This window comes from Paenibacillus glycinis, from assembly GCF_009909185.1.
Taxonomy (GTDB): Bacteria; Bacillota; Bacilli; order Paenibacillales; family Paenibacillaceae; genus Paenibacillus_Z; species Paenibacillus_Z glycinis.
Map to the genome: position 1 here is coordinate 1 of NZ_JAAAMV010000006.1, position 21,234 is coordinate 21,234.

The 21,234-nt window shown below is 58.4% G+C and carries 22 protein-coding genes and 1 rRNA gene; 3 read left to right on the plus strand and 20 right to left on the minus strand.

What is annotated here, in order from left to right:
• Positions 1 to 72 (minus strand): 16S ribosomal RNA (locus tag GT019_RS10735); the annotation flags it as partial.
• Positions 73 to 402: 330 nt separating this feature from the next.
• On the minus strand, positions 403 to 1,269 hold the full coding sequence (locus GT019_RS32460) for a nucleotidyltransferase-like protein (RefSeq protein WP_161743151.1): 867 nt from the start codon (positions 1,267 to 1,269) through the stop codon (positions 403 to 405).
• Positions 1,270 to 1,410: 141 nt separating this feature from the next.
• Between GT019_RS32460 and GT019_RS10745 the strand changes: the two genes are divergently transcribed.
• The gene (locus tag GT019_RS10745; protein WP_161743152.1) at positions 1,411 to 1,788 is read left to right on the plus strand and encodes a YgzB family protein; all 378 of its coding nucleotides are present in this window, start codon (positions 1,411 to 1,413) and stop codon (positions 1,786 to 1,788) included.
• Positions 1,789 to 1,854: 66 nt separating this feature from the next.
• Here GT019_RS10745 and GT019_RS10750 read toward each other — a convergent pair whose 3' ends face one another.
• The 8 genes from GT019_RS10750 to GT019_RS10785 form a co-directional block, all read right to left on the minus strand.
• Positions 1,855 to 3,582: a glycosyl hydrolase family 18 protein gene (locus GT019_RS10750; RefSeq protein WP_161743153.1), complete on the minus strand. Its 1,728-nt coding sequence runs from the start codon at positions 3,580 to 3,582 to the stop codon at positions 1,855 to 1,857.
• Positions 3,583 to 3,705: 123 nt separating this feature from the next.
• Positions 3,706 to 4,143 carry a Fur family transcriptional regulator gene (locus GT019_RS10755; protein ID WP_161743154.1) on the minus strand — a complete coding sequence of 146 codons (438 nt, stop codon included), beginning with the start codon at positions 4,141 to 4,143 and terminating at the stop codon, positions 3,706 to 3,708.
• 81 nt (positions 4,144 to 4,224) lie between these two features.
• Entirely contained in the window at positions 4,225 to 6,120 is a 1,896-nt protein-coding gene (locus GT019_RS10760; protein ID WP_161743155.1) for a DUF4097 family beta strand repeat-containing protein, read from the minus strand.
• A gap of 112 nt (positions 6,121 to 6,232) precedes the next feature.
• Positions 6,233 to 7,675, minus strand: a complete 1,443-nt coding sequence (gene gatB, locus GT019_RS10765; RefSeq protein WP_161743156.1) for an Asp-tRNA(Asn)/Glu-tRNA(Gln) amidotransferase subunit GatB — start codon at positions 7,673 to 7,675, stop codon at positions 6,233 to 6,235.
• Positions 7,676 to 7,704: 29 nt separating this feature from the next.
• Positions 7,705 to 9,162 carry an Asp-tRNA(Asn)/Glu-tRNA(Gln) amidotransferase subunit GatA gene (gene gatA / locus GT019_RS10770; protein ID WP_161743157.1) on the minus strand — a complete coding sequence of 486 codons (1,458 nt, stop codon included), beginning with the start codon at positions 9,160 to 9,162 and terminating at the stop codon, positions 7,705 to 7,707.
• 36 nt (positions 9,163 to 9,198) lie between these two features.
• A complete protein-coding gene (gene gatC, locus GT019_RS10775; protein WP_161743158.1) occupies positions 9,199 to 9,486 on the minus strand; it encodes an Asp-tRNA(Asn)/Glu-tRNA(Gln) amidotransferase subunit GatC in 288 nt (95 codons plus the stop codon).
• A 248-nt stretch (positions 9,487 to 9,734) separates the two neighbouring features.
• Positions 9,735 to 10,334, minus strand: coding sequence for a hypothetical protein (locus GT019_RS10780; RefSeq protein ID WP_161743159.1), 600 nt, complete (start codon positions 10,332 to 10,334; stop codon positions 9,735 to 9,737).
• Positions 10,264 to 10,650, minus strand: a complete 387-nt coding sequence (locus tag GT019_RS10785) for a hypothetical protein (protein WP_161743160.1) — start codon at positions 10,648 to 10,650, stop codon at positions 10,264 to 10,266. The genes GT019_RS10780 and GT019_RS10785 overlap by 71 nt, the downstream gene beginning before the upstream one ends.
• Positions 10,651 to 10,703: 53 nt before the next feature.
• Between GT019_RS10785 and GT019_RS10790 the strand changes: the two genes are divergently transcribed.
• Positions 10,704 to 10,895 carry a hypothetical protein gene (locus GT019_RS10790; RefSeq protein ID WP_161743161.1) on the plus strand — a complete coding sequence of 64 codons (192 nt, stop codon included), beginning with the start codon at positions 10,704 to 10,706 and terminating at the stop codon, positions 10,893 to 10,895.
• Positions 10,896 to 10,946: 51 nt separating this feature from the next.
• On the opposite strand, the gene GT019_RS31920 is transcribed toward GT019_RS10790, so the two are convergent.
• Together GT019_RS31920 and GT019_RS31925 are read right to left on the minus strand one after the other, a co-directional pair.
• Entirely contained in the window at positions 10,947 to 11,234 is a 288-nt protein-coding gene (locus GT019_RS31920) for an S-layer homology domain-containing protein (protein ID WP_235947700.1), read from the minus strand.
• 8 nt (positions 11,235 to 11,242) lie between these two features.
• Positions 11,243 to 11,680, minus strand: a complete 438-nt coding sequence (locus GT019_RS31925; protein ID WP_235947702.1) for an S-layer homology domain-containing protein — start codon at positions 11,678 to 11,680, stop codon at positions 11,243 to 11,245.
• 250 nt (positions 11,681 to 11,930) lie between these two features.
• Here GT019_RS31925 and GT019_RS10800 point away from each other — a divergent pair, with 250 nt between their 5' ends.
• Positions 11,931 to 12,785, plus strand: coding sequence for a hypothetical protein (locus tag GT019_RS10800; protein ID WP_161743162.1), 855 nt, complete (start codon positions 11,931 to 11,933; stop codon positions 12,783 to 12,785).
• Positions 12,786 to 13,028: 243 nt separating this feature from the next.
• Here the strand turns inward: GT019_RS10800 and GT019_RS10805 are convergent, their stop codons facing one another.
• From GT019_RS10805 to GT019_RS10840, 8 genes are all read right to left on the minus strand, one after another.
• The gene (locus GT019_RS10805) at positions 13,029 to 13,409 is read right to left on the minus strand and encodes an ATPase (RefSeq protein ID WP_161743163.1); all 381 of its coding nucleotides are present in this window, start codon (positions 13,407 to 13,409) and stop codon (positions 13,029 to 13,031) included.
• 258 nt (positions 13,410 to 13,667) lie between these two features.
• Positions 13,668 to 14,444, minus strand: a complete 777-nt coding sequence (locus GT019_RS10810) for an SDR family oxidoreductase (protein ID WP_161743164.1) — start codon at positions 14,442 to 14,444, stop codon at positions 13,668 to 13,670.
• A gap of 91 nt (positions 14,445 to 14,535) precedes the next feature.
• Positions 14,536 to 15,471, minus strand: coding sequence for an AraC family transcriptional regulator (locus GT019_RS10815; protein WP_235947704.1), 936 nt, complete (start codon positions 15,469 to 15,471; stop codon positions 14,536 to 14,538).
• Between the two features lie 35 nt (positions 15,472 to 15,506).
• Positions 15,507 to 16,592 (minus strand): Gfo/Idh/MocA family protein, encoded by a 1,086-nt coding sequence (locus GT019_RS10820; protein ID WP_161743165.1) that lies wholly within the window; start codon positions 16,590 to 16,592, stop codon positions 15,507 to 15,509.
• The gene (locus tag GT019_RS10825) at positions 16,592 to 17,737 is read right to left on the minus strand and encodes a Gfo/Idh/MocA family protein (RefSeq protein ID WP_161743166.1); all 1,146 of its coding nucleotides are present in this window, start codon (positions 17,735 to 17,737) and stop codon (positions 16,592 to 16,594) included. Before GT019_RS10825 ends, GT019_RS10820 begins: the two co-directional genes overlap by 1 nt.
• Positions 17,734 to 18,609, minus strand: a complete 876-nt coding sequence (locus GT019_RS10830; protein WP_161743167.1) for a sugar phosphate isomerase/epimerase family protein — start codon at positions 18,607 to 18,609, stop codon at positions 17,734 to 17,736. The genes GT019_RS10825 and GT019_RS10830 overlap by 4 nt, the downstream gene beginning before the upstream one ends.
• 11 nt (positions 18,610 to 18,620) lie before the next feature.
• Positions 18,621 to 19,667 carry a mannonate dehydratase gene (gene uxuA / locus GT019_RS10835; RefSeq protein ID WP_161743168.1) on the minus strand — a complete coding sequence of 349 codons (1,047 nt, stop codon included), beginning with the start codon at positions 19,665 to 19,667 and terminating at the stop codon, positions 18,621 to 18,623.
• A 300-nt stretch (positions 19,668 to 19,967) separates the two neighbouring features.
• On the minus strand, positions 19,968 to 21,197 hold the full coding sequence (locus tag GT019_RS10840) for a M24 family metallopeptidase (RefSeq protein WP_161743245.1): 1,230 nt from the start codon (positions 21,195 to 21,197) through the stop codon (positions 19,968 to 19,970).
• Between the last annotated feature and the right edge of the window lie 37 nt (positions 21,198 to 21,234).

Here is a 21,234-nt window from a genome sequence, read left to right on the forward strand (position 1 = left end):
ACTCCGCTCGACTTGCATGTATTAGGCACGCCGCCAGCGTTCGTCCTGAGCCAGGATCAAACTCTCCATAAAAGTGGCCGAAGCCATTTTCAGGATGTGCTTGTTAGCTCATCGCTGACTTACATTTAAACCTGTTTGACAGGTCGCTCATTGTTCAGTTTTCAAGGAACAAGTTCTTTTCTCGTATCGCCCATGTCTCAGCGGCGACTTGATTAATATATCACATCCGGTCATTCAATTGCAAGCTTTTTTTTGAAATCTTTTTTCTTGCTTGCTTGCCAACCGTTAGGCTGTTTTCGTGTAACCCGGAGGCGGTAATAAAGAATTTATCACATGCCCAATATGTCCGTCAAGCATTTTTTTGAAATCAAAAAACGCATGCTTGACGCATGCGCGAAACGGTTAATGGTACCGGAGCTCCAGCATTTCCATGTCGCCTGCCGTTGGCATGTAGGCAACTTCGCGCACGTAGCCGCGCATGACGAGTTTTTGAAGCAGCAGCGATAAATCCATGTGCAGATCCGCGAGCATCGGATGAAGCTGCAGCTCCATTACGCTCCAAGGTTCCTCGCGGCTTTCCAATATGGTAAAAAGCAGCCCGCACGAGGATTTCATTTTGCTCATCACGGAAAATTCGCAGGCGAGCAAGACGAGCTGCACCCGTTTCTCCAAGGATTCCGGCGATATGGTCAGCTCTTCGTACAATTTATAAATCCCGGGATTGAAACGGCGCATTTGGCGCCAGACCGCAAGCTCGGGATGCACGCCTTCTTCTATAAAGGCGATATGCGCCCAATGATTGAGCGCTGCCAGCACGTTGCTGTACGCATCAAGCAAGTTGTTGTCTTGAAGGTCTTGCTTCGCCTGCAAGTAAGTCCTTATGAATCCGGCAAACTCGACCAATTCCTTCTGGCTGCGCAGCGCCGAAGGAAACGAAAGCAGGCTGTCACGCAAATTCGCTAAATAATCATCCCGGTCCAACAGGATTTCCCCCCGAGCAAGCCATTGTATAATGCTCCGGTTCTCGCCGCCGGTCGTCCATTGCTCCAAAGTATCTGGCGTGACCGTCCGAATTTGCACGCGTTCCCCGTCATAGCTGATATGTTCCGTTCCTTCGGCGGCATCCTCGCGTTCGGTCACGATGAGAATAAGCAGATCCAATCCGTCGATCAGCGGATTGTAGGCAAAAGGGTTATCGATTGCCGCTAGGCTGATGAGCCCTTCGCGTTGTCCATAGGCGTCTTTGAAATGCGATTTAATGTGCTCCACGTCTATCCCCCGTATAGCTTCATGCTTTCGTTTAAGCTATAATGATTTCGCAGTTATATAATTCCTTGTTCGACAATGTCCGCCCGTTTTCCTGCCTAAAGTCTTAGAAACAACTGGGAAGTGTCAGAAAGGATTGAAATCATGTTCGGAAAATCGAGTAAAATTAATGAGTTTCGGCTTTGGGGCTTACTCTTCACCCTGTTCGGAATGGGTCTAATGATATTGGGCACGGCCGGAATCGTATTTTGGGGACAAGCCGGCAAAGTATTCGCAGCCATCTTCATGGTCATCGGGATGATCGCCATGCTGCTCAGCGTCGGCGTCTATTTCTGGGCAGGCATGCTCTCGACCAGCGCCACGATCCTTGTATGCCCGGAGTGCAACCGGCACACGAAAATACTCGGCAAAACCGACCGCTGCATGTACTGCAAAACAAAATTGACGCTCGACCCCAATCAAGCGACCGATCTGGACGATACCGAACCGGCGACGGAAGAAGTCGGACAGCCTCAAACTTGACGAACCTCATCAAAAAACGCCTTGCGTGCGGAAGTTTCCGCATGCAAGGCGTTTTTTGCTATCCCTTTATGGAAGCTGGGTCAAGGATTGATGAATGATGCCCCAAATGTCGTCGGATTGGAACTGGCGCTGCCAGGTAGCCGCTCCGGCCAGGTGGTACTTTTTCACTAATGCGATTCTTGCTTTGACCGACAAGGAGTCTTCGATCCAGATGCGCTGCAATGCGCCGTCCTGCGTATACTCCACGTACCGCTGTCCGGAGTTCGCGTCGTACACGGGTTTCAACCCGCGCTGCTTGATAAGGTTCTGCACGGCTTCCATGCCAAGCGTCTTGGACGTCACCACGATCTTGCCGTCCTTGTCCTTCTTCTCCGTCCACTGCCTGGTGTAGAGCGGCATCCCAAGCACGAGCTTGCCCGGAGGAACGTTATCCTCGATCAATATCTTCTTGACCGATTGCTCGGTCCAGGGCAGGGATGCGACGGAGCCCGATACCGGGCTGGCGGCCCAATGTTCGTCGTACGCCATGACCATCATGTAGTCGACGACTTTCCCTAGCGCCTCGCGATCGAAGTACAAAGACCACATCTCGCTGTTGGACTTCGGCGTTACGTCGATCGACACGACCACGCCCATCTCATGCATGTACGGCGTTAATTCCCGGACGAACTGCACGAGATTCGCTTTATCTGCCGTGTAGATGTTTTCAAAATCAAGGTTGATGCCCTGGAGCTTGTACATTTGGGCAAACGCGGCCATTTGCTGAATCATCTTTAATCGGGTCGCCGCGCTTGCGAGCGCCTTGGTGGTCCGGTCGGGTTCGAAGCCGTTGCTGAACGATGCCCATACCTGCATATTCTGTTGATGCGCCCAATTAACATAAGCCATGTCGGCCTTGCTTTTGACGTTGCCGCTGCCGTCCAGAAGCTCGAACCAGGTTGGCGATACGACGTTCACGCCGGCCAGGTCGCCGATGGAAGCCGGGTTCGGCGTCTTGGTATAAACGGCCTCCCACGTCAGGTTGATTTTGGAGCCGACCGCTTTCCAAGCGGGGTATACGGGCTCGTCCTTTAACGGCTTGATTTGTTCGACTTGCGTCAGGGCAATAGACGATTTATCGGCGTAGCCCACGATGCCGTCCGAGCTTTGCACCAAATACCAGTCGTCCTTCTCGCCCCAGATCCTGACTTCTTTCGTCCCCGCCACGCGCTCGTATATCGGTTCTTTAATCGACGGACCGCGCCGAACCGTCATCTCCCCTTTCGGCTTGGCGCCGAGCTGGACCGCATCGCCGGCAGCCAGAACCGTGACGATATTCTGCGCCGCATCGTACTCGACATGAATGCCGAATAGCGTTTCGAGCGGTTCCACGGGTATATACGCCACTTTGTTGACCACCTCGGCCGCGATTCGCAGCTCGTATGGTTGTTTGTTCAGCTTGGCCGTCAACGTATTCGTCTGCATCCGCAATACCTTGTTCGCCGTCGTCAATACGATGGAGCCCGTCTTGCTTTCATAATAAACTTCTTCCTTCAAGCCAAGCCGGTCCTGCACGAACGAAATCGGAATCCGAACCTGCTCTCCGTCGATCAATGCGCCATTCGGAATGACTTCTCCATGGTAAAGCAGCGGATGCTCTTCTCCGTAATCGGGCTTAATGACCGTGTTGTTAGGCGTCAACCGCTGCCAGCCAAGCCATATGACGATGATCATGGCCGCCAGCCCGCTTGCAACGACAAGCCATTTCAGCCCGCCGCCGTTCCGGCGTCTGGACCGATACCGTACCGTTTCCACGTTGCAAAACGACTCCTTTCAAATATAAACGAAGGTTTCCCGCAAATAAAAAACGCGCATGATGACGTACTTGCTCATCCCTTGCGCGTTCGTTCGATTCATGAATCGGCCTTCTGCTGCCGGTTAGTTCGCCTTGTGTCGCGACGAACAGCCCGCGCATTGCCCGTAGATCTCCATGCGATGGCCTTCCACCGTAAATCCCGTTTCCTGGGAAGCCGCGATTTCCACTTCCGTCAACGGCGGGTAGTCGAAATCGACGATCGTGCCGCAGGTTCGGCAAATCGCATGGTAATGCTCGGACATATCGGCATCGAATCGGCTGGAATCGTCCCCGTAGGTCAATTCCTTGATCAATCCCGCTTCAACGAAAAGCCGCAAATTATTGTATATGGTCGCCACGCTCATGCTCGGGAACGAAGGAGAGAGCGATTTGTAAATTTCGTCTGCAGTCGGATGAGTCAAGGAATGCATGAGAAAACTTAGAATAGCATGACGCTGCGGGGTCATACGGACGCCGGTACTTTTCAATTGTTCCAAAGCCTGTTCCACGGTCGCACCCATGCCCAACACGTCCTTTCCGCGATAGTTTAGAACCATTGTACGTGGATCGTTTTCAATTTGTCAATGAAAGCGGAAATCCTTTTATGGCTTGTAACGATTTACCTCGATGCTGCTGTTGGCGTCAATGTTGATGCGATACGTACCGTCGCCGATGCTCCCGCGAATCGTTTTCTTATTGACGTTGAGCGGCAAATCGCTGGTTATATCGCCGAATGTCACGGAACCGTTAACGGAATAGTTGCCGAATTCGGGTATCCGGACATGAATTTCGCCGATGGAGCTGTCAATGTCCCAGTCTCCGCCCACGACGCTGCAGGTCACGTTAATGTCGCCGTTCAACGTATCCGCCCTTATTGCACCCAGGGCTTCCTTAATGCCGATTTGGCCGTTCTTGGTATCCGTGTCGACGTCGCCCGAGACTCGTTGCAGATCTATGCTGCCGCTCAACGTCGATCCATCGAAGCTGCCGGTAATGTCCGAAGCTTTCATATCGCCGTTATACGCGTTCAGCTTCGCGTCTCCGTCCAATGATGTCGCGGTAATGCTGCCGTTCTTGGTCTCGGCATCCACGCGACCCTGAATCCGGTTAACGGTGATCTCGCCCGACGTCACCTTGATGGTCAAGCCTCCGTGAAGCATCAAATCCGCGACATCGACGGAGCCGTTGACGGTCCCGACGTAAAGCTCGCCAGCAGGAGGTTTTACATTAGTATACGAATTATTCGCCCCCGAAGTTTCAGGCTCCCCTGTCTCCCCGCCGCTCGTCGTATTCGTGGATGAATCGATTGCGTCGACGGATTGATTCTCGGAAAGGTCGTCATTGGGAACCGGAGGATGAAACTTCGTCCCGAACGAGGAATCGGCCGGAATCGTGACTATCATATTCATACGCGGCTTTCGTTCCCCGTTAGTACCGTACGGGCGGCCGACCGCTTTAATTTCGACTTTGGCGCCGCCGTTCACTTCCACCGTCGACTTCTCGGCCGTATTGTCCGCCTCGGCTTTATCCGCCGAGTCCACCCACATCACGGTCTCGACGACGATCTCGTCCACATCGCCCTGCTTCACGCTTACGCTGCCGTTCGCGTTGTCGATCGCAATGCTCGTCGTTTCCGGCAGCAAGGGCTGATGTATCGCGTCTTTGTCGTAACGAAAGCCTTTCTCTTCGCCGAACCCGCTCGTTCCCGTCAGATTTACCTTGAATTCGTCCAGCCACTTGAATGGCATGGCGGCGTACTGCGTAACGGCGAATGCCGTAATCGCGACGATGGCTGCCAGGAAAGCGCCGCCGACGTCAAAGGAAGGCCGTCCGGAGGTTCTTCGGTAGACGAGGCTGACCACGACGATTTCGATGCCGAGCAGCACGAATGCGGCCGGCCACCATTGACCCAGCAGGCCGATGTCGTTCCGGCCCCGAATCTGATCCCACAGCAGCAGACCGCCTACCGCGATCAACACGGCTGCCGCCGTAAAACGCCCCATTTTGAACATGGCCTTCTTCCTCCTTAACGACAGAATCATGAGCCCCAGAGCAAGCAGCAGCAAGCTTGGCGCATAAGTCCCGAACGATGCGATGGGCAGGGAGAAGTCCAAGGACTTCTGCACGAGAATCATGAGCATGCAAGCCAACGCGATCGCGGAGATTCCCTGCAACACGACCGCCAGTCCCGTTCCGTTCGCTTCCGCCGGCGTCTCCCCGTCCAGCATGTCTCTACGGATCTTCGATGCCAGCTGCAGCGCGCCAAAGACGCTGTAAAACCAAAAGCAAGGCACGCCTAAGCCCAGGAAAATGATAAACAAGGCGAATCGCCCGCCGCCTTCATCCGCCAAGCGGATCATCGCCGCGATATCGGTCAGCGTCCCGAGCAGCAGGAGCAGCCCCGCCGCAGGCTTGCCCAGGAGCATATGCCCGCCTCCGGGAACCAGAAAAGCAAGCAGAGGCGCCAGGGTCGTCTTGGTTTTCGAGTTATTGCGCATGGGCGGCCTCCTAACGGGAACAGTCATTTATCCATATTGTAACATATTCCGAAAGCAGCAAAGAGGCATGGCCGCTTGCGGGCGGACATGCCTCTTCTGCATGGAACGAAACTTATTGGTTGAGGCGCGCGAGCAGCAGCTTGTTGACCAGCGCCGGGTTCGCTTTGCCTTTCGTTTCTTTCATGACTTGGCCGACCAGGAAGCCGATGGCCTTCTCTTTGCCGGCTTTGAAATCCTCGACGGATTGCGGGTTCGCGCTTACGATCCGATCGACGACTTCGGCGATCGCGCCTTCGTCGCTGATCTGGACGAGCCCCTGTTCTTCGACGATTTGCTGCGGACGCTTGCCGGTCTCCAGCATTTCCTTGAAGACGGTCTTGGCGATCTTGCTGCTGATCGTGCCTTTCTCCATGAGACCGATCATCTCGCCGAGGCCTTGGCCCGTAAGCTTGATGCTTTCGAGATCCAGGCCGCCTGCGTTCAGATAGCCGAGCAGATCGCCCATGATCCAGTTCGACACCGACTTGGCGTCCTTCGTGTACTGCAGGCTTTCCTCGAAGAAATCCGCCAGCTTCTTGGACGCGGTAATGACTTCCGCATCGTAAGAAGGCAACCCGAAGTCGGCCGTGTACCGGGCTTTGCGCGCATCCGGAAGCTCCGGAATGGACGCGCGGACGCGGGCTTTCCACTCGTCGTCGATGTGGATCTGCACGAGGTCCGGGTCCGGGAAGTAGCGATAGTCATGCGCTTCTTCCTTGCTGCGCATCGTGAACGTCTTGCCCTGCGTCTCGTCCCAACGCCGCGTCTCCTGCACGACCTTGCCGCCGCCGTCGAGAATGTCGGCCTGCCGCATCTCTTCGTATTCCAAACCGCGCTGAACGCCGCGGAAGGAGTTCATGTTCTTCAGCTCCGCGCGTGTGCCGAACTGCTCTTGGCCGTAAGGACGAATGCTGATATTGGCGTCGCAGCGCAGCGAGCCTTCTTCCATCTTCACGTCCGACACTTCGCAGTACAGCATGATGGCTTTGAGCTTCTCCAAGTACGCCTTCGCTTCCTCGGGGGTACGGATATCCGGTTCGGACACGATCTCCACGAGCGGCGTTCCGACGCGGTTGAAATCGACCAGGGAGCCGAAGCCGCCGTCGATATGCGTGAGCTTGCCGGCATCTTCCTCCAAGTGAAGACGCGTGATCCCGATGCGCTTCGTCTGACCGTTCACCTCGATGTCGATCCAGCCATGCTCGCCGACGGGCTTGTCGAATTGGGAGATTTGATAGGCCTTGGGCGAATCGGGGTAGAAATAGTTTTTCCGGTCGAACTTGCTGATGTCCGCGATCTGGCAGTTGAGCGCCATCGCCGCTTTCATCGCGTATTCGAGCGCTTGGCGGTTCAAAACCGGCAGCACGCCGGGATGTCCGAGACAGACCGGACATGTATGGGAGTTCGGCGGCGCGCCGAAGGACGTGGAGCATCCGCAGAAGATCTTGCTCTTCGTGTGGAGCTCGACGTGCACTTCCAGCCCGACGACCGTTTCGTATTTATTCGGTTCAAACATGGTTTCGCCCTCCTGCTTCTAGCCGTCCGCTACAGCTGCGGACGCTGTTTATGATGCTCGGTATGCTGCTCGTACGCATGCGCGGCGCGCAGCACCGTTCGCTCGTCGAACGCCTTGCCGATGATTTGCAGGCCGATCGGAAGACCGTCCGCGAAACCGCACGGCACGCTGATCGCGGGCACTCCCGCCAAGCTTACCGGAATCGTGCAAATATCGTTCAAATACATCGTCAGCGGGTCGCCGACCTGCTCGCCGATCGGGAATGCCGTCGTCGGCGCCGTCGGTCCGACGATCAGATCGAAGTCCTTGAACACGTTGTCGAAATCCTGCTTGATCAGCGTGCGCACTTTCTGAGCCTTCAAATAATAAGCGTCGTAATAGCCAGAGCTGAGCGCGTAGGTGCCGAGCATGATGCGGCGCTTCACTTCTTGGCCGAAGCCTTGGCTGCGCGACTTGCGGTACAAGTCGAGCAGGTTGTCCGGATTGTCCGCGCGCACGCCGTAACGGACGCCGTCGAATCGGGCCAGGTTCGAAGAGGCTTCCGACGAAGCCAGCAGGTAATACGTCGCAACCGCGTATTCCGTATGCGGCAGGGACACTTCTTCCCAGGTCGCGCCGAGGCTCTCGAATTGCTTGAGGGCGGCGACAACCGCCTCTTTCACTTTCGGGTCGATGCCTTGTCCCAAGTATTCCTTCGGCACGCCGATGCGCAGCCCTTTCACGTCGCCGCTGAGCGCGCTGACATAATCGGGAATCTCCACGTTCGCCGACGTGGAGTCGTTGCCGTCGTATCCGGCGATCGCCTGCAGCACGTAAGCCGAGTCTTCCACGTTCTTCGTCAGCGGACCGATCTGGTCGAGCGAAGAGGCAAATGCCACGAGGCCGTAGCGGGATACGAGGCCGTAAGTCGGCTTGAGGCCGACGATGCCGCAGTATGCCGCCGGTTGGCGGATGGAGCCGCCGGTATCGGAGCCCAGTGCGAAATAGACTTGTCCCGCCGCGACGGAAGCCGCAGAACCGCCGCTCGAGCCGCCTGGCACGTAATCCGTGTTCCACGGGTTGCGCGTCGGATGGAAGCTGGAGTTCTCGTTGGAACCGCCCATCGCGAACTCGTCCATGTTCAGCTTGCCGATGGTGACCGACTGCGCGGCCTTCAGCTTCTTCGTAACCGTCGCGTCGTAGATCGGGTCGTAGTTGCGCAGGAATTGGCTGGCGCAGGTCGTGAGCAAGCCTTCCGTCACGATATTATCCTTGATCCCGGCCGGCAGGCCGAACAGGATGCCCTGTTCCCCGCCCCCGGCGATCGCCCGGTCCAGCTCGGCAGCCGCGGCGCGGGCGCCCTCCTCGTTCAAGGTCAAGAACGCTTGAATGGATGCATCCGTGGCGGCAATGCGCGAATAGGAAGCGTCCACCAGATCGGCGACCGACAGTTCTTTCGTTCTCAATTGATTATGTATTTCCTGCAGGCGTAAATCGAAAAGTGCCAACAGCCGTTCCTCCCTTCGTATCCTTGCAAATCGAATTTATTCCAGTACGGCCGGCACCTTGAACTGGCCGTCTTCATCGTCGGGCGCATTGCGCAGCGCGGTCTCGTTGGCAACCGACTCGCGGATCGCGTCTTCGCGCATGACGTTGCGCACCGGCAGCACGTGGGTAGTCGGTTCAACGTCGTCGGTTTGCAGCTCGTTCAGCTTCTCCGCGTATTTCAAGATCGCGTTCAGTTGTCCGGCGAATTGCTCCTTCTCCTGCTCGGAGAGCTCCAGCCGGGCCAGGTTGGCCACATGCTCAACATCCTTGATCGAAATGCTCATCTCTCGTGTCCCGTCCTTTCCAACCAAATTGCACACATTCTACCTATTATAACGCAAGGCTTGAATCAAACTCAATGCAAATGCGCAGGGGCGCGCCCGGACCGCTGACGCGAGATTCGACCGCCGCTTATGCCTATCGCCGTTCGATAAGAAAGAAATAACCTGCCGGAACATCCGGCAGGTTACCGATAAAACGTCATTCGGCTGCAAAACGATCGTTCATCGAAGGCGCTGCGGCTGCGCGATTATCAAGGAAATTCCGGACCTCCCAGATAGCCGGGGAATCCCGGGCCGCCCGGAAATCCCGAGCCTTCATCTGCCGCAATGTCGATCGAGACGACCTCGGAGCGTTGATCGCCGTCTACGATGACGCCATACACGCGCGTGGTCGCGACCGGGCTCAAACCATAAAGCGCCGCGTCCGGAGAAGCGGGCGACAGGTCGACTCTCATCCCGCGGTTAACGACATCGTCCGGCAGCGGAACGTTCGCGCCCGAACCGGCATCCGTCGACGTCAGATAGTAGAACGCATAACCGTTCAGGCCTCCGGTATAAATCGGCGTCAATTTGCCGTTATGAAAGCCGCCCTCATAGCCGGTAAAGGCGGTCAAGGTCGCATCGGTCCGATAGAACGAGTAGACGATGAACTCGCCGTCGCCCGTCTCGTTCGATCCGATCGCATAAAGAAGATACGTCGTATCCGCGGACAATCCGTCGACCGTGAACTCGGCGGTAACATCGACGACGGAAACATGGCCGTATTTGAACGCCTGCCCGTTATCGCCGTCCGTATGCGCCTTGATTTGACTTGGCAAATAAGGACGCGCGTCCGTCGATCTCACCAGCACGTAATCGAGGGAATCCGCGTGCTCGGGCCGTGAAGCGGACCGCGATGGAACCGCCGTTCAATTGCCTGAAAGTCCCATCCGATTGAATCGTCAGCGTCGGCTGCCGCGAGACCGGCGCCCCCTCCACGGTCGTGAAGGTGCGGCTTGCGACTTGAGAAAGAACGCTGCCGTCGCTGCCGACCAGGTAAATCGTGTATTTCGTGCTTGCTTGCAGCCCATTGACATGGAAATCCGTCACCGTATCCGATCCGGAATCGGGAAGCGTAATCGTAGCGCTGCCCGATTGGACGGAATCGGAGAGCGAGACGGGCAGCATAATGTCCTCGGGCGCTTACCGTCCGAGCTTCGCCCGGAACGACGGCATAGTAGATGCTGTTCGTGATCTCGGCAAGGTTGGAATGGACGGTAAAATCGATGCCGTCGGACGTAACGCTCGCATCGGCGATTTCGATCCATACCGAGGCCGCGGGCGGGTTCGGGTTCGACGTCGAGTTCGGATTCGACGGCGGATTCGATGCCGGCTGCTGCGGAGTCGGCTGCACCGGCAGCCGGTCACGGTAACCGGAATCGGCTTGCCGGCCTCGTTCTTGATCTCGTTGCCGTACAAGGACTTCAGACCGGTAACTTCGATCGCAGGCGCCTTGGACTTATCCAGGTCGAAGCCTTCATGGATGGTAATGACGATCGTGCGGCTTGGCGATTTCGAGCGTATGGGGCGGTTTCGTAAGATCCGGTCAGCAGCAGGTCGCGCGTCGCGTTCGTTTTGCCTCCGAACGTGCCGTTATCGCCGTTGGAGAGCAGTTTCAACTGCAGCGCGGCCGCGACATACCCTTTCGCCCAATCCGATACGGAATTGTCTTGGAACGACGTACTCGGCTTGACGTCGGCTTCTTTCCCCAATACCCGGATCAGAAACGTCGCCAGCTGCTCCTTCGTGACTTTGCCGGCCGGGTTAAACGTCCCCCTCCATAACCGTCTGTAATACCGGCGTTCTTGAGCGCCTCGATATACGGGAGCGCATAACCGTTCGCGGGGTCGCTTGCCTTCACGTCGACAAAGCTTGACGCTTTCAAATCCTCGTTCACGTTCAGTCCGGTAATCAAAGCCGGGACTTTGGCGAATTGAGCCCGATTCATCTCTTCTTTCAATCCGAACGTGCTGTCCGATACGCCGTCGAAGATGCCCGCGTTGATCAGCGCGTCGAATTTGGCTATCGTGGCCGCGTCCAGGTCCTCCAAATCGGCAAATTCGGCGGAGGTTTTCGGATCCGCGTTCGCCCCGGTGGCAAGCGACGTGCCGGAAGTCAATCCCAGCAACAGCGCCACCGTCCATTTCACTGTTCTCATCTACAATCCCCCCTCTTTAGTGGATGGCATCATGATGCAGTCGAAAAGCTGTCATTTCTAAATATCTGTTCCAAGCAAACGCGACTAAAGACCCAAAACCAAATTCCAGCCCGAATCGTCTGCCAATATGAAGAAAAATTTCATGCGAAGCTAAGGGAAGGCTTACGCAAAATTAAGCTTGCTTTAAGGTTGGCTGTCCATACTTGGGCATGTAGGCAGATTCACCCATTAAATGACGGAGGTAACGAGCATGAAAATGAACAAAACGATGAAAGCTTTGACCGTCGCGGCGGCGCTCGCGGTCATGATCCCTCTCAGCGCATATGCGGCAGCGAACACGACGACCCCGGCGGCGACGGACGGCGCGAACGCTTCGAGCGGCACGGTCACGATTCATAAAGGCAAGGCGCTCGCGCCGAAAGACGGGCAGGCAGGCTTCCGCGGCGGAATCATCGGCCAAGAGGTGCTCGATCTGCTGAAGCTCGACGCTAAAACGCTGAAGGGAAAACTGGCCGCGGGCAAAACGCTCGCGCAAGTCGCCGAGGAGCAAGGCGTGTCCCGGGACGACCTGAAGAAAGCGATGACGGCGGCCTTCGACAAACGGCAAGCGGAGCAAAAGCAACAGTTCGCCGACAACCTCGATAAAACGCTCGACGGGCAACTGCCGCTCGACCGTCCCAAAGGCATGGCCGGCGGCAAAGGGTTCGGGGTCGGCATCGGGAAGCTCGATTTGACGGCATCCGCAAAACTGCTCGGTCTGAGCGAAGCGGATCTGAAGAAAGAGCTGGAATCGGGCAAATCGCTCGCCGACGTCGCCAAAGAAAAAGGCGTGGACGCCCAGACGCTGATCGACGCGCAGAAAAAATCCATCGTGGACGGACTGACCGCCGCGGTGAAAGCCGGCAAATTGACGCAGGAACAAGCGGATAAAGCGATTGCGAACGCCGGTGTCATCGCGGAGAAATTCGTGAACGGCACGCATCCGAAGGACGGTCGCTTCCCGCGGATGCATAAGGGCGGGAAACACGCGGCAGACGGCCAAGCGGCCGGAGATGCTGCAGACACCGAAGCCTCTTCGGAAGCTGGACAATCTACCGGCGCTTAGTCGACTCCGCTTCATCACGGCACGGCAATAAGCCGTTCTATTGCGGAGCGAAATCCGCAATGGTCGACATGCACCTCTGCGGCGTTTAAGCCGATAGACGCTGCCGGTCAAACCAAAAAGCCTCCCGCTCGATTGCCGAGCGGGAGGCTTCTTGAAGCGTGCATAAATGAATCGTATGCAGACCATGAAAACGCAAATTAAATCATAAGGGGAACGCCTAACCGTTCCGCGAGCGACGCCGAATCAAATCCACGCTTTCAATCGCACTTGGCGCATGAAATCTTCGCGCGTCTGCGGCTCGCCCCCGCCGTTGTCCGCTTCCTCGGTTTCCTGCTCCCCGTTCATCACCCGGTGGAACAGCTCCGCATTATGCGTGGCAAGCGCAAAATCGATCAGCGCTTCCCGTTCCAGCTTGTCGACCTCCAGCTTGATCAGCACTTCTTCCAGCTCGATGTCCTCTGCCGGCACGTAGAAATTCCGGTTCGCTTTCGGTACACGGATCACGTAATCGAACGCATTGTCCGCATTCCGGTCGTACGCGATAATATAGCCATACTCCCCGACGGGGAGGCTTTGTTCGAAGGTATCCGACATAATCACGATGCGTTGCCCTAATTTATACACAATTGTCAACTCCTGTCATCCATTAGCCGTTTTCTATTACTCTATCCTACTAAAAAACAGGATGGAAGTCCAATAGAGAGAAAGGCAGCGATGCTTCGGATTCAGGACGGCGCCGCAGCGCGAACACGGCGGCTTCCGGCGCCCGCGGCCATTCCTGCCGCTTCAAGGCGGCATGCGCTTGTGGTCATTGCCTAAAAAAGAAAAAAACGGCCGTTTCCTCCGGAAGAAGGAAACGAACCGTCGCTTGCGGGAAATCGCTTAGATCGTCGTGGCGCCGAACCCGCCGTCCACCCGGATCAGCGAACCTGTTACGTAACCGGAAGCGGCTTCCGAAGCCAGCCACACGACCGCGCCCTGAAGCTCCTTCGGGTCGCCGAAGCGTCCCATCGGCGTATGGCCCATGATGCTGGCCACCCGCTCCGGGGAGAGGATCGCGCGGTTCTGCTCCGCCGGGAAAAAACCCGGTACGATGCCGTTCACCCGGATGCCGTGCGGCGCGAATTCTTTGGCCAAGTACTGCGTCATGCTGTTGACGGCGTGCTTGGACGCCGAATACGCGAACACGCGCGAAAGCGGCGGACCCGAGGACACGGAGCTGATCGTGATGATGCTGCCGCCCCGTCCGGCGTCGATCATCGCCTGGCCGAACACTTGGCACGCCAGCATGACGCTCTTCGCGTTGACGTCCATGATCGTGTCCCATTCCGCTTCCGTGATGTCGAAGAACGGCGTGGCGCTGTTCGTGCCCGCCGTATGCAGCAGAATATCGCTCCGGCCGTTGGGCGCCCACGCGTTGATCTCGCCGGCGACCCGGAGAAGATCCGTTTTGGATACGGCATCCGCTTGAAAAACCGCCGCTCGGCCCGACGCGAGCAGATGCGCGAGCTTCGCTTCGGCTTTCTCCGGATTGCGCACGACGAGCGCCGCATGGGCGCCATGGTCGATCAGCGCCTCCGCCATGACGCTGCCGAGCGTGCTGCCCGCGCCGATGACGACCGCGGTGCGGCCCGTTAAATCGAATAAATTGCTGCCCATAGTTAGAATGTCGCCTCCACGCTGCGAAATGGGATGAACCGGCATCGCCCTTGACGGCGCGCCGTACGCCGAATGCGGCTGGCCGAACGTTTCAAACCGGGCTTCTGCCTTCGGCCGTCAGCCGCAGCATCCGCTTCCGGTACGCTTCCGGGCTTTCGCCGACGGTCATCTTGAACAACCGGCTGAAATGCGGCAGCTGATGAAAGCCCACGGCGCGGCACACGTCGGATACCGATTGGCGCGGCTCCAGCCGGAACATCATTTTGGCTTGATTGATTCGCCGGTTGTATAAATATTTGAACACGGTCGTGCCGGTGACGTCTTTGAACAAATTCGAGAGATACGGCTTCGTCAGGTGCAGCGCGCCGGCAATGTCGTCCAGCGTGATCTCCTCGACGTAGTGGTCTTCGAGGTAAGTGATGACGCTTTGCACATGCTGCTCCTTCAAGGAACGGTGAGCCCGCTCGTTCACGGGCGCGCTGCACCAATCGCGGATCAGATGCAGCAGTTCGATCACCCGAAGGACGAAACGGTCGTAGGCCGTACGGATGCCCGCTTCGTTGGTTCGCATGTACAGCCGGTTCATCTCGGCGAGCAGCGTTTCCAATTCGTCCTGATCCGCCGGACTGAGCGACAGGCGGATGTTGCGCAAATCCTCGAACGGCTTCAGCAGCATCGCCGCCGCGTCGTTCTGGAGAATGCGGTGCACGTAAGCCGGATCCATGTGGATAATCGTGCGGACGTACGGCTTCTCCGGAGACGGGTTGGGGCAATGCAGCGTCATGCCATGCATCAGGATCAAATCGCCCGGCTGCAGCGTCATCAGCTTGTCGCCGATGAGGTAATTGCACTCGCCCTCCTGAAAATAATACATTTCATAGAAAGCGTGCGAGTGGAATTGCGCCCCGGGCATGGGCAAGTCGTTGCGGTACATGAGTTCGATCGGCTGCTGCCATTGCATCGTGAGCGGCATTTCCGAGCCCTCCAATTGGATTCCCGAATCGTCGGGGTAAGCTGCTCCGCTCATTGTACCATGCCGCTCCCTTCCCGGCCCATATCCGCTTACAGCCGGACCGCCATATGTTGCGCCGCGATGCACAATTCCGCCGCCTTGAAGGCATGCGCCTGCGTCATCGCGATTTCCGTGCGGTTCAGGCAATCCAGAATCAGCTCGCCGAAGAACGGGAAGCCGACCTGCCCGCCGACGGACAGATGATGCTCGCCCTCGTGGTTGACCAAGTAGACGTGGTCGCCGCCTTTGTCGCGGGCGATGTCGATGTATTTGCGCAGCTCGATGAACCCGTCCGTGCCGAGAATGATCGTCCGGCCGTCGCCCCAAGTGCCGAGCCCGTTCGGCGTCAGCCAGTCGACGCGGAAATAATTGGTCGCGCCGTTATCCCCGATCAGCGTCGCATCGCCGAAATCCTCGAGCTCCGGCACGTCCGGGTTGTTGTAATTCGCTACTTTACTGCTTGCGACCGCGGCGTCCTTGCAGCCGGCAAAAAACAGAAACTGCTCGATCTGATGGCTGCCGATATCCGTGAGGATGCCGCCGTACTGCGCCTTCCGAAAAAACCAATCCGGACGGGACGGCTTGTTCAAGCGATGCGGCCCGGTGCCGATCAGCTGCACGACGCGGCCGATGGCGCCTTCTTGGATGAGTCGTCCGGCGTAGATCGCGCTCTCCACGTGCAGCCGCTCGCTGTAATAGACCATATACTTGCGTCCCGTCGCCTCCGTCACGGACCGCGCTTCCTCCAGCTGTTCCAACGTCGTGAACGGCGTTTTGTCGGTGAAATAATCTTTGCCGTGCTTCATGACGGTCACGCCGAGCGGCCCTCTGTCGGAGGGGATCGCCGCCGCCGCGACCAGCTTGACCTCGGGATCTTCCAGAATCGCTTCCGGCGAAGCCGCGGCGGTCGCCTGCGGGTAGGTCTTGAGGAATTGTTCGACCTTCGCGGGATCGGGATCGTACACCCATTTCAGCGTCGCGCCCGCTTCGATCAATCCGTTCGCCATCCCGTAGATGTGACCATGATCCAGCGCCATCGCCGCGAAGACGAAGTCGCCCGGGCCAACTACGGCAGCCGGCTTCACGAGGGATACCGGCGCGTAGTTCATGCCGTCGTTTCGATTGACCGCCGCCATCAGCGCTTCGCCTCGACCGGCTGGGCCCGCTTGAATTTGGACGTCGCGATCCGCTTGTTCAGCTCGGCTTCGTGCAGCGCCTCGTCCAGCGGCAGGTCGACCCAATCGTCCAACCAGGTGGACAGGTGCATCGCGTTGGAGAGCGTCAGGCCGTGAATGCCCTCTTCGCCCGGCGCGGCCAGCGGCGTGCCGAGCAGCACGGCGTCCGTGAAGTTCTGGAGAATGCCCGCATGCTCCGGGCTCGGGCCGGAAGCCGGCAGCTCGATCTTCCATACCTCCGGAGAGGCGAACGATTCTTTGTTGCGCGCGTTGAATTCGGCTTCGTCCTCGCGGAGGCGGTACAGCGTCATGCGTTCTTCTTCGATGACGATTTTGCCGCGGCTGCCGGACACCTCCAGGCGGTTCGTGCCGGGCGCGTCGGACGTCGACGTGATGAAGACCGCCGTCGCTCCGTTCGCGTATTCCGCATAGGCCGTTACGTCGTTCTCGACCTCGATGTCGCGGTGCTTGCCGAACTGGCAGAAGGCGCGCATGCGCGTCGGCATCATGCCCGTCGTCCACTGCCACAGGTCCAGCTGATGCGGGCATTGGTTGATCAGGACGCCGCCGCCTTCGCCCGCCCAGGTCGCGCGCCATGTGCCGGAATCATAGTACGCCTGCGTCCGGTACCAATTCGTGATGATCCAGTTGATGCGCCGCACTTCGCCGATTTCGCCCGACGCGATCAGCTCGCGCAGCTTCTTGTAGAGCGGGTTCATGCGCTGGTTGTACACGATTCCGAACTTGCGCCCGCTGGCCGCCGCCGCGTCGTTCATTTCGCGTACCTGCTTGGCGTAGACGCCCGCCGGTTTCTCGATCAGCACATGCATGCCTTTGGCGAACGCCGCGATGGCTTCCGACGGATGGCCGTAATGCGGCGTCGCCACGATAACGGCATCCACCAGTCCGGAATCGATCATCGCGTCCGCGTTCTCGAACACGGCGACGCTGCCGCCGAAATGCTCCTTCGCCCAATCGCGCTTGCTCTCGAATTCGTCGCAAACCGCGGTTAAAACCGCGCCATTGATCTTGCCGGAGGTTAGGATCGAAGCGTGACCCGAACCCATGTTGCCAATCCCGATAATCCCGTATCTCACCTGGCTCATTGCATTTCCTCCATCCATCGGTTCATTTGTTCGGCGTAGGTTCGGAGAATGGCGCGCGTGTCGAACGTGCCGCTGAAGTCCTCAACGCCGAACCAGCCGTCGTAGCCCACCGCTTTCAAGTCGCGAAGCACCTGCTTCCACGGAACGACGCCGTTCGCGATCGGCGCCCAAGCGCTCTTCCATTCCACCGGCTCCAGGTGATTCGCCGTCCCGTCCGGGGAAACGGACCGCCAGCCGGCATTCTTCACGTGGACGTGGGCCAAATACGGACCCAGCAGCTCCATGCCCATCCGGTAATTCTCGAAGCCTTCGTGCACCATATTGCCCGGATCGTAGAGCACCCCGACCGCGTCCGGATGGAACGGGGACACGAGACGGTGCGCCAGCGACGCGCTCGGCGCGATCGTGGCGTGGTGCGTCTCGACCAATGCTTTCAGGCCGTATTCGATCGCCAGCCGCTCCACTTCTTGCAGATAGCGGGTCGCTTGCGCGAACAGCTCGTTGTACGGCGTGCTTCTGTCATAGCCGGGAACGCCGACGCGGACCATCGAGGCGCCGAGACGTTTCGCCAGCCGCATGACTTGTTCGGTTCCCTCGACGTCGCCGCAGCTCAAGTAAGGCGTGACCGCGATGGTCCTGCGATCATGTTCGCGGGCCGCCCGGCTAAAGCGGCCGATCTCCGCTTCGCCGGCATTCGGCGAAATCGTGCAGCGGTTATGGCCCCAAAACGAAGGCTGCTCGGCGAGAAGCTCGGCCGGCGTGTCCTTGCAGCGCCACTCCAATCCCGCTATGCCCGCGTCCGCCGCGGCTTGGCAAAGCTCTTCCGGCGTCAGATCCGGCGCGGCCACGGTAAATATCGATAATTTCGGCATGGTCTCCCCGTTCAGCTCCTTGTCTTGGATAATGCTTCCCAAATCCCGTTCAAATACGCGGCGCCGAGCGCCCGGTCGAACAGCCCGTAGCCCGGTCGGCCTTGCTCGCCCCAGATCATTCTGCCGTGATCCGGGCGAAGCGGACCTTCGAATCCGGTCGCGTGCAGCGCTTCGAGCACGCGCGTCATATCGATGGAGCCGTCCGAGGACAGATGCGCCGATTCCTGGAACGAACGCGGCCCCGTCCGCAATATGTTCCGCGTATGCGCGAAATGCAGCTTGCCGAGCGAGCCGAAGTGGCGAATGATCGCCATCAGGTCGTTCGCCTCGTTCGCGCCGAGCGAACCGGAGCAGAACGTGATGCCGTTCGCGGGACTCTCGACTTGCTCCGTGAGGCGGCGCAGCTGCGCCATGCTGCTGACGATGCGCGGCAATCCGAAGATCGGCCATGGCGGATCGTCGGGATGAATCGCCATGACGACGCCGGCTTCCTCCGCGACGGGAATAATGCGCTCCAGGAAGTAAGCGAGATTATCGAACAGCACGTCTTCCGTCACGTCCGCATAGGCCGCGATCAGCTGCCCCATCTCGTCCTTCGTGTAGCTGGCATCCCAGCCCGGAAGGGACAAATCGCCGTTTACCGGATCCATGCGGGAAATCGTCTCGTTCTCGAAGGTAAGCGCCGTCGAGCCGTCGGGCAGCACATGCGCCAAATTCGAGCGCGTCCAATCGAAGACCGGCATGAAGTTGTAGCATATGACGGGAACGCCGGCCGCGCCCAACCTGCGAATGGTTTGACTGTAATTATCAATCAAACGGTCGCGCGATGGACGTCCCAGCTTGATGTCCTCGTGCACGGGAACGCTCTCGACCACGGCGAGGCGAAGCCCTGCCGATTCGATCGTTTCTTTCAGCGCCAGAATGGACGGCATCGGCCAAGCTTCGCCGACGGGCACGTCGTACAGGGCGGTGACGATACCGTAAATCCCAGGTATTTGGCGGATATTTTGCAGCGTGACGGGATCGTCTTGACCGAACCACCGGAACGTCATTTTCATGCGGGCAGCACCTCTTATATCGATATTGTGAAGGCTTTCATTTCCAGGCAACAACCAAGGTCAGACTCATTGTAGCATAGCCTTGCCGGAATGCATTCGACTCCCGCCATGAGATTAACCACAGTTAAATGAATAGAAAGATTCGGTTGTTTGAATCAAGACGGCCCGCTCTGACGACGAAGAGCCGTCCTCGAATCGTTGCGATTCGGCGGACGGCCTGTTTGCTGCGGCAGCAGCGCGCTTGCAGATATAACGCAGCTCCGGCGCCGGGCATTGGCACATAAAGCCCCGGTTTCGTGCCTAGAGGACGATGAGCCCTTCCGGCGACTTCGTTAATGCGCGGCAGCCGTCGTCCGTGATCAGATAGCTGTTCTCGATGCCGACGACGCCGCGGCCCGGGAACGTAAACTTCGGTTCGACGGCGAGCACCATGCCCGGTTCCAGCGGATTGCCGAATCCGCGGGCTAAAACGGGCCATTCGTCGACCTCGAGTCCGATGCCGTGCCCGAGGAATTTGACCTGATCGCTGCCGAAGCCCATAAAGTGGTCGGCCAAGCCGGCATGCGCGGCGTCTTTCAGCGAAGCCGCGTAGATCGCGTCGCATGCCGTGCCGGGCCGCATCAACCGTTCGGCATGCCGGACGATGCGCTCCGAATGGGCATAGGCGTCCGCCAGGTCGTTCGCGAGGCTGCCGATAACGGCCGTCCGCGTCTGGTCGATGACGTAGCCGTCGATGCAGCAGCCGATGTCGATCAAGATCGGTTCGTCGCGCCGAATCGTCCGCCGGCTGGTGCTCTGCGGAGCTGCCGGGCCGAGGCCTAGCCCGCCGGCCGGTCCGTCGAATGCGCTCGGCACGGCAGCTGCTGCGCCCGATCCCAGCATGCCGGTCATGATTTCCATATTATAGCTACGGGTCCGCATGAGACCGATATGTCCGCGGATACGCATCTCGTATTCGAGACGGGCCATCAGCTCCAGCTCGGATACGCCTTCCTTCAGCACGGGAAGCGACGCCTCCAGAGCTTCCGCCACGACCTGCGCGGCCGCTTCGATCCGGCCGACCTCCCAAGGCGACTTGATCGTCCGCATGCCGCGCACCAACGAAGATCCGTCGGTTAACGCGGTTCCTGCAACGCCGCCCGAGACCGCTTCGGCCAATCTTGCGTACGTCGTGGCCGGCAGGACGTCCATCTCCGTGGCGATGTTCACCGCGCTGACGGTGCCGCTGCCTCCGCCGAATACGGCCGGATGATCGCTTGCCAGCTGCGCGCGGAAACCGCGCAACGACGTCAGCGCGGTTACCGCGATCGCCGACTCCCGTCTCGCCCGCTCCAGGCTGCGTCTTACATAGAATACAGGTTCGCCGGCAGCGGGAACGAACGCGTATCCCGCCTGCATCGAGCCCGTGAAATAATAAAGGTCCACATGCTGCGTCACGAGAAAGGCGTCGATGCCCGCCTCCAGCATTCGAGCTTGCAGCCTGCCTATCCGCGCCGATACTTCTTCGCTCGCAATCGTTCCGATTTCCATGTCCCGCACCGCTATCGCTCCTCGCTTCTGGTTCTGC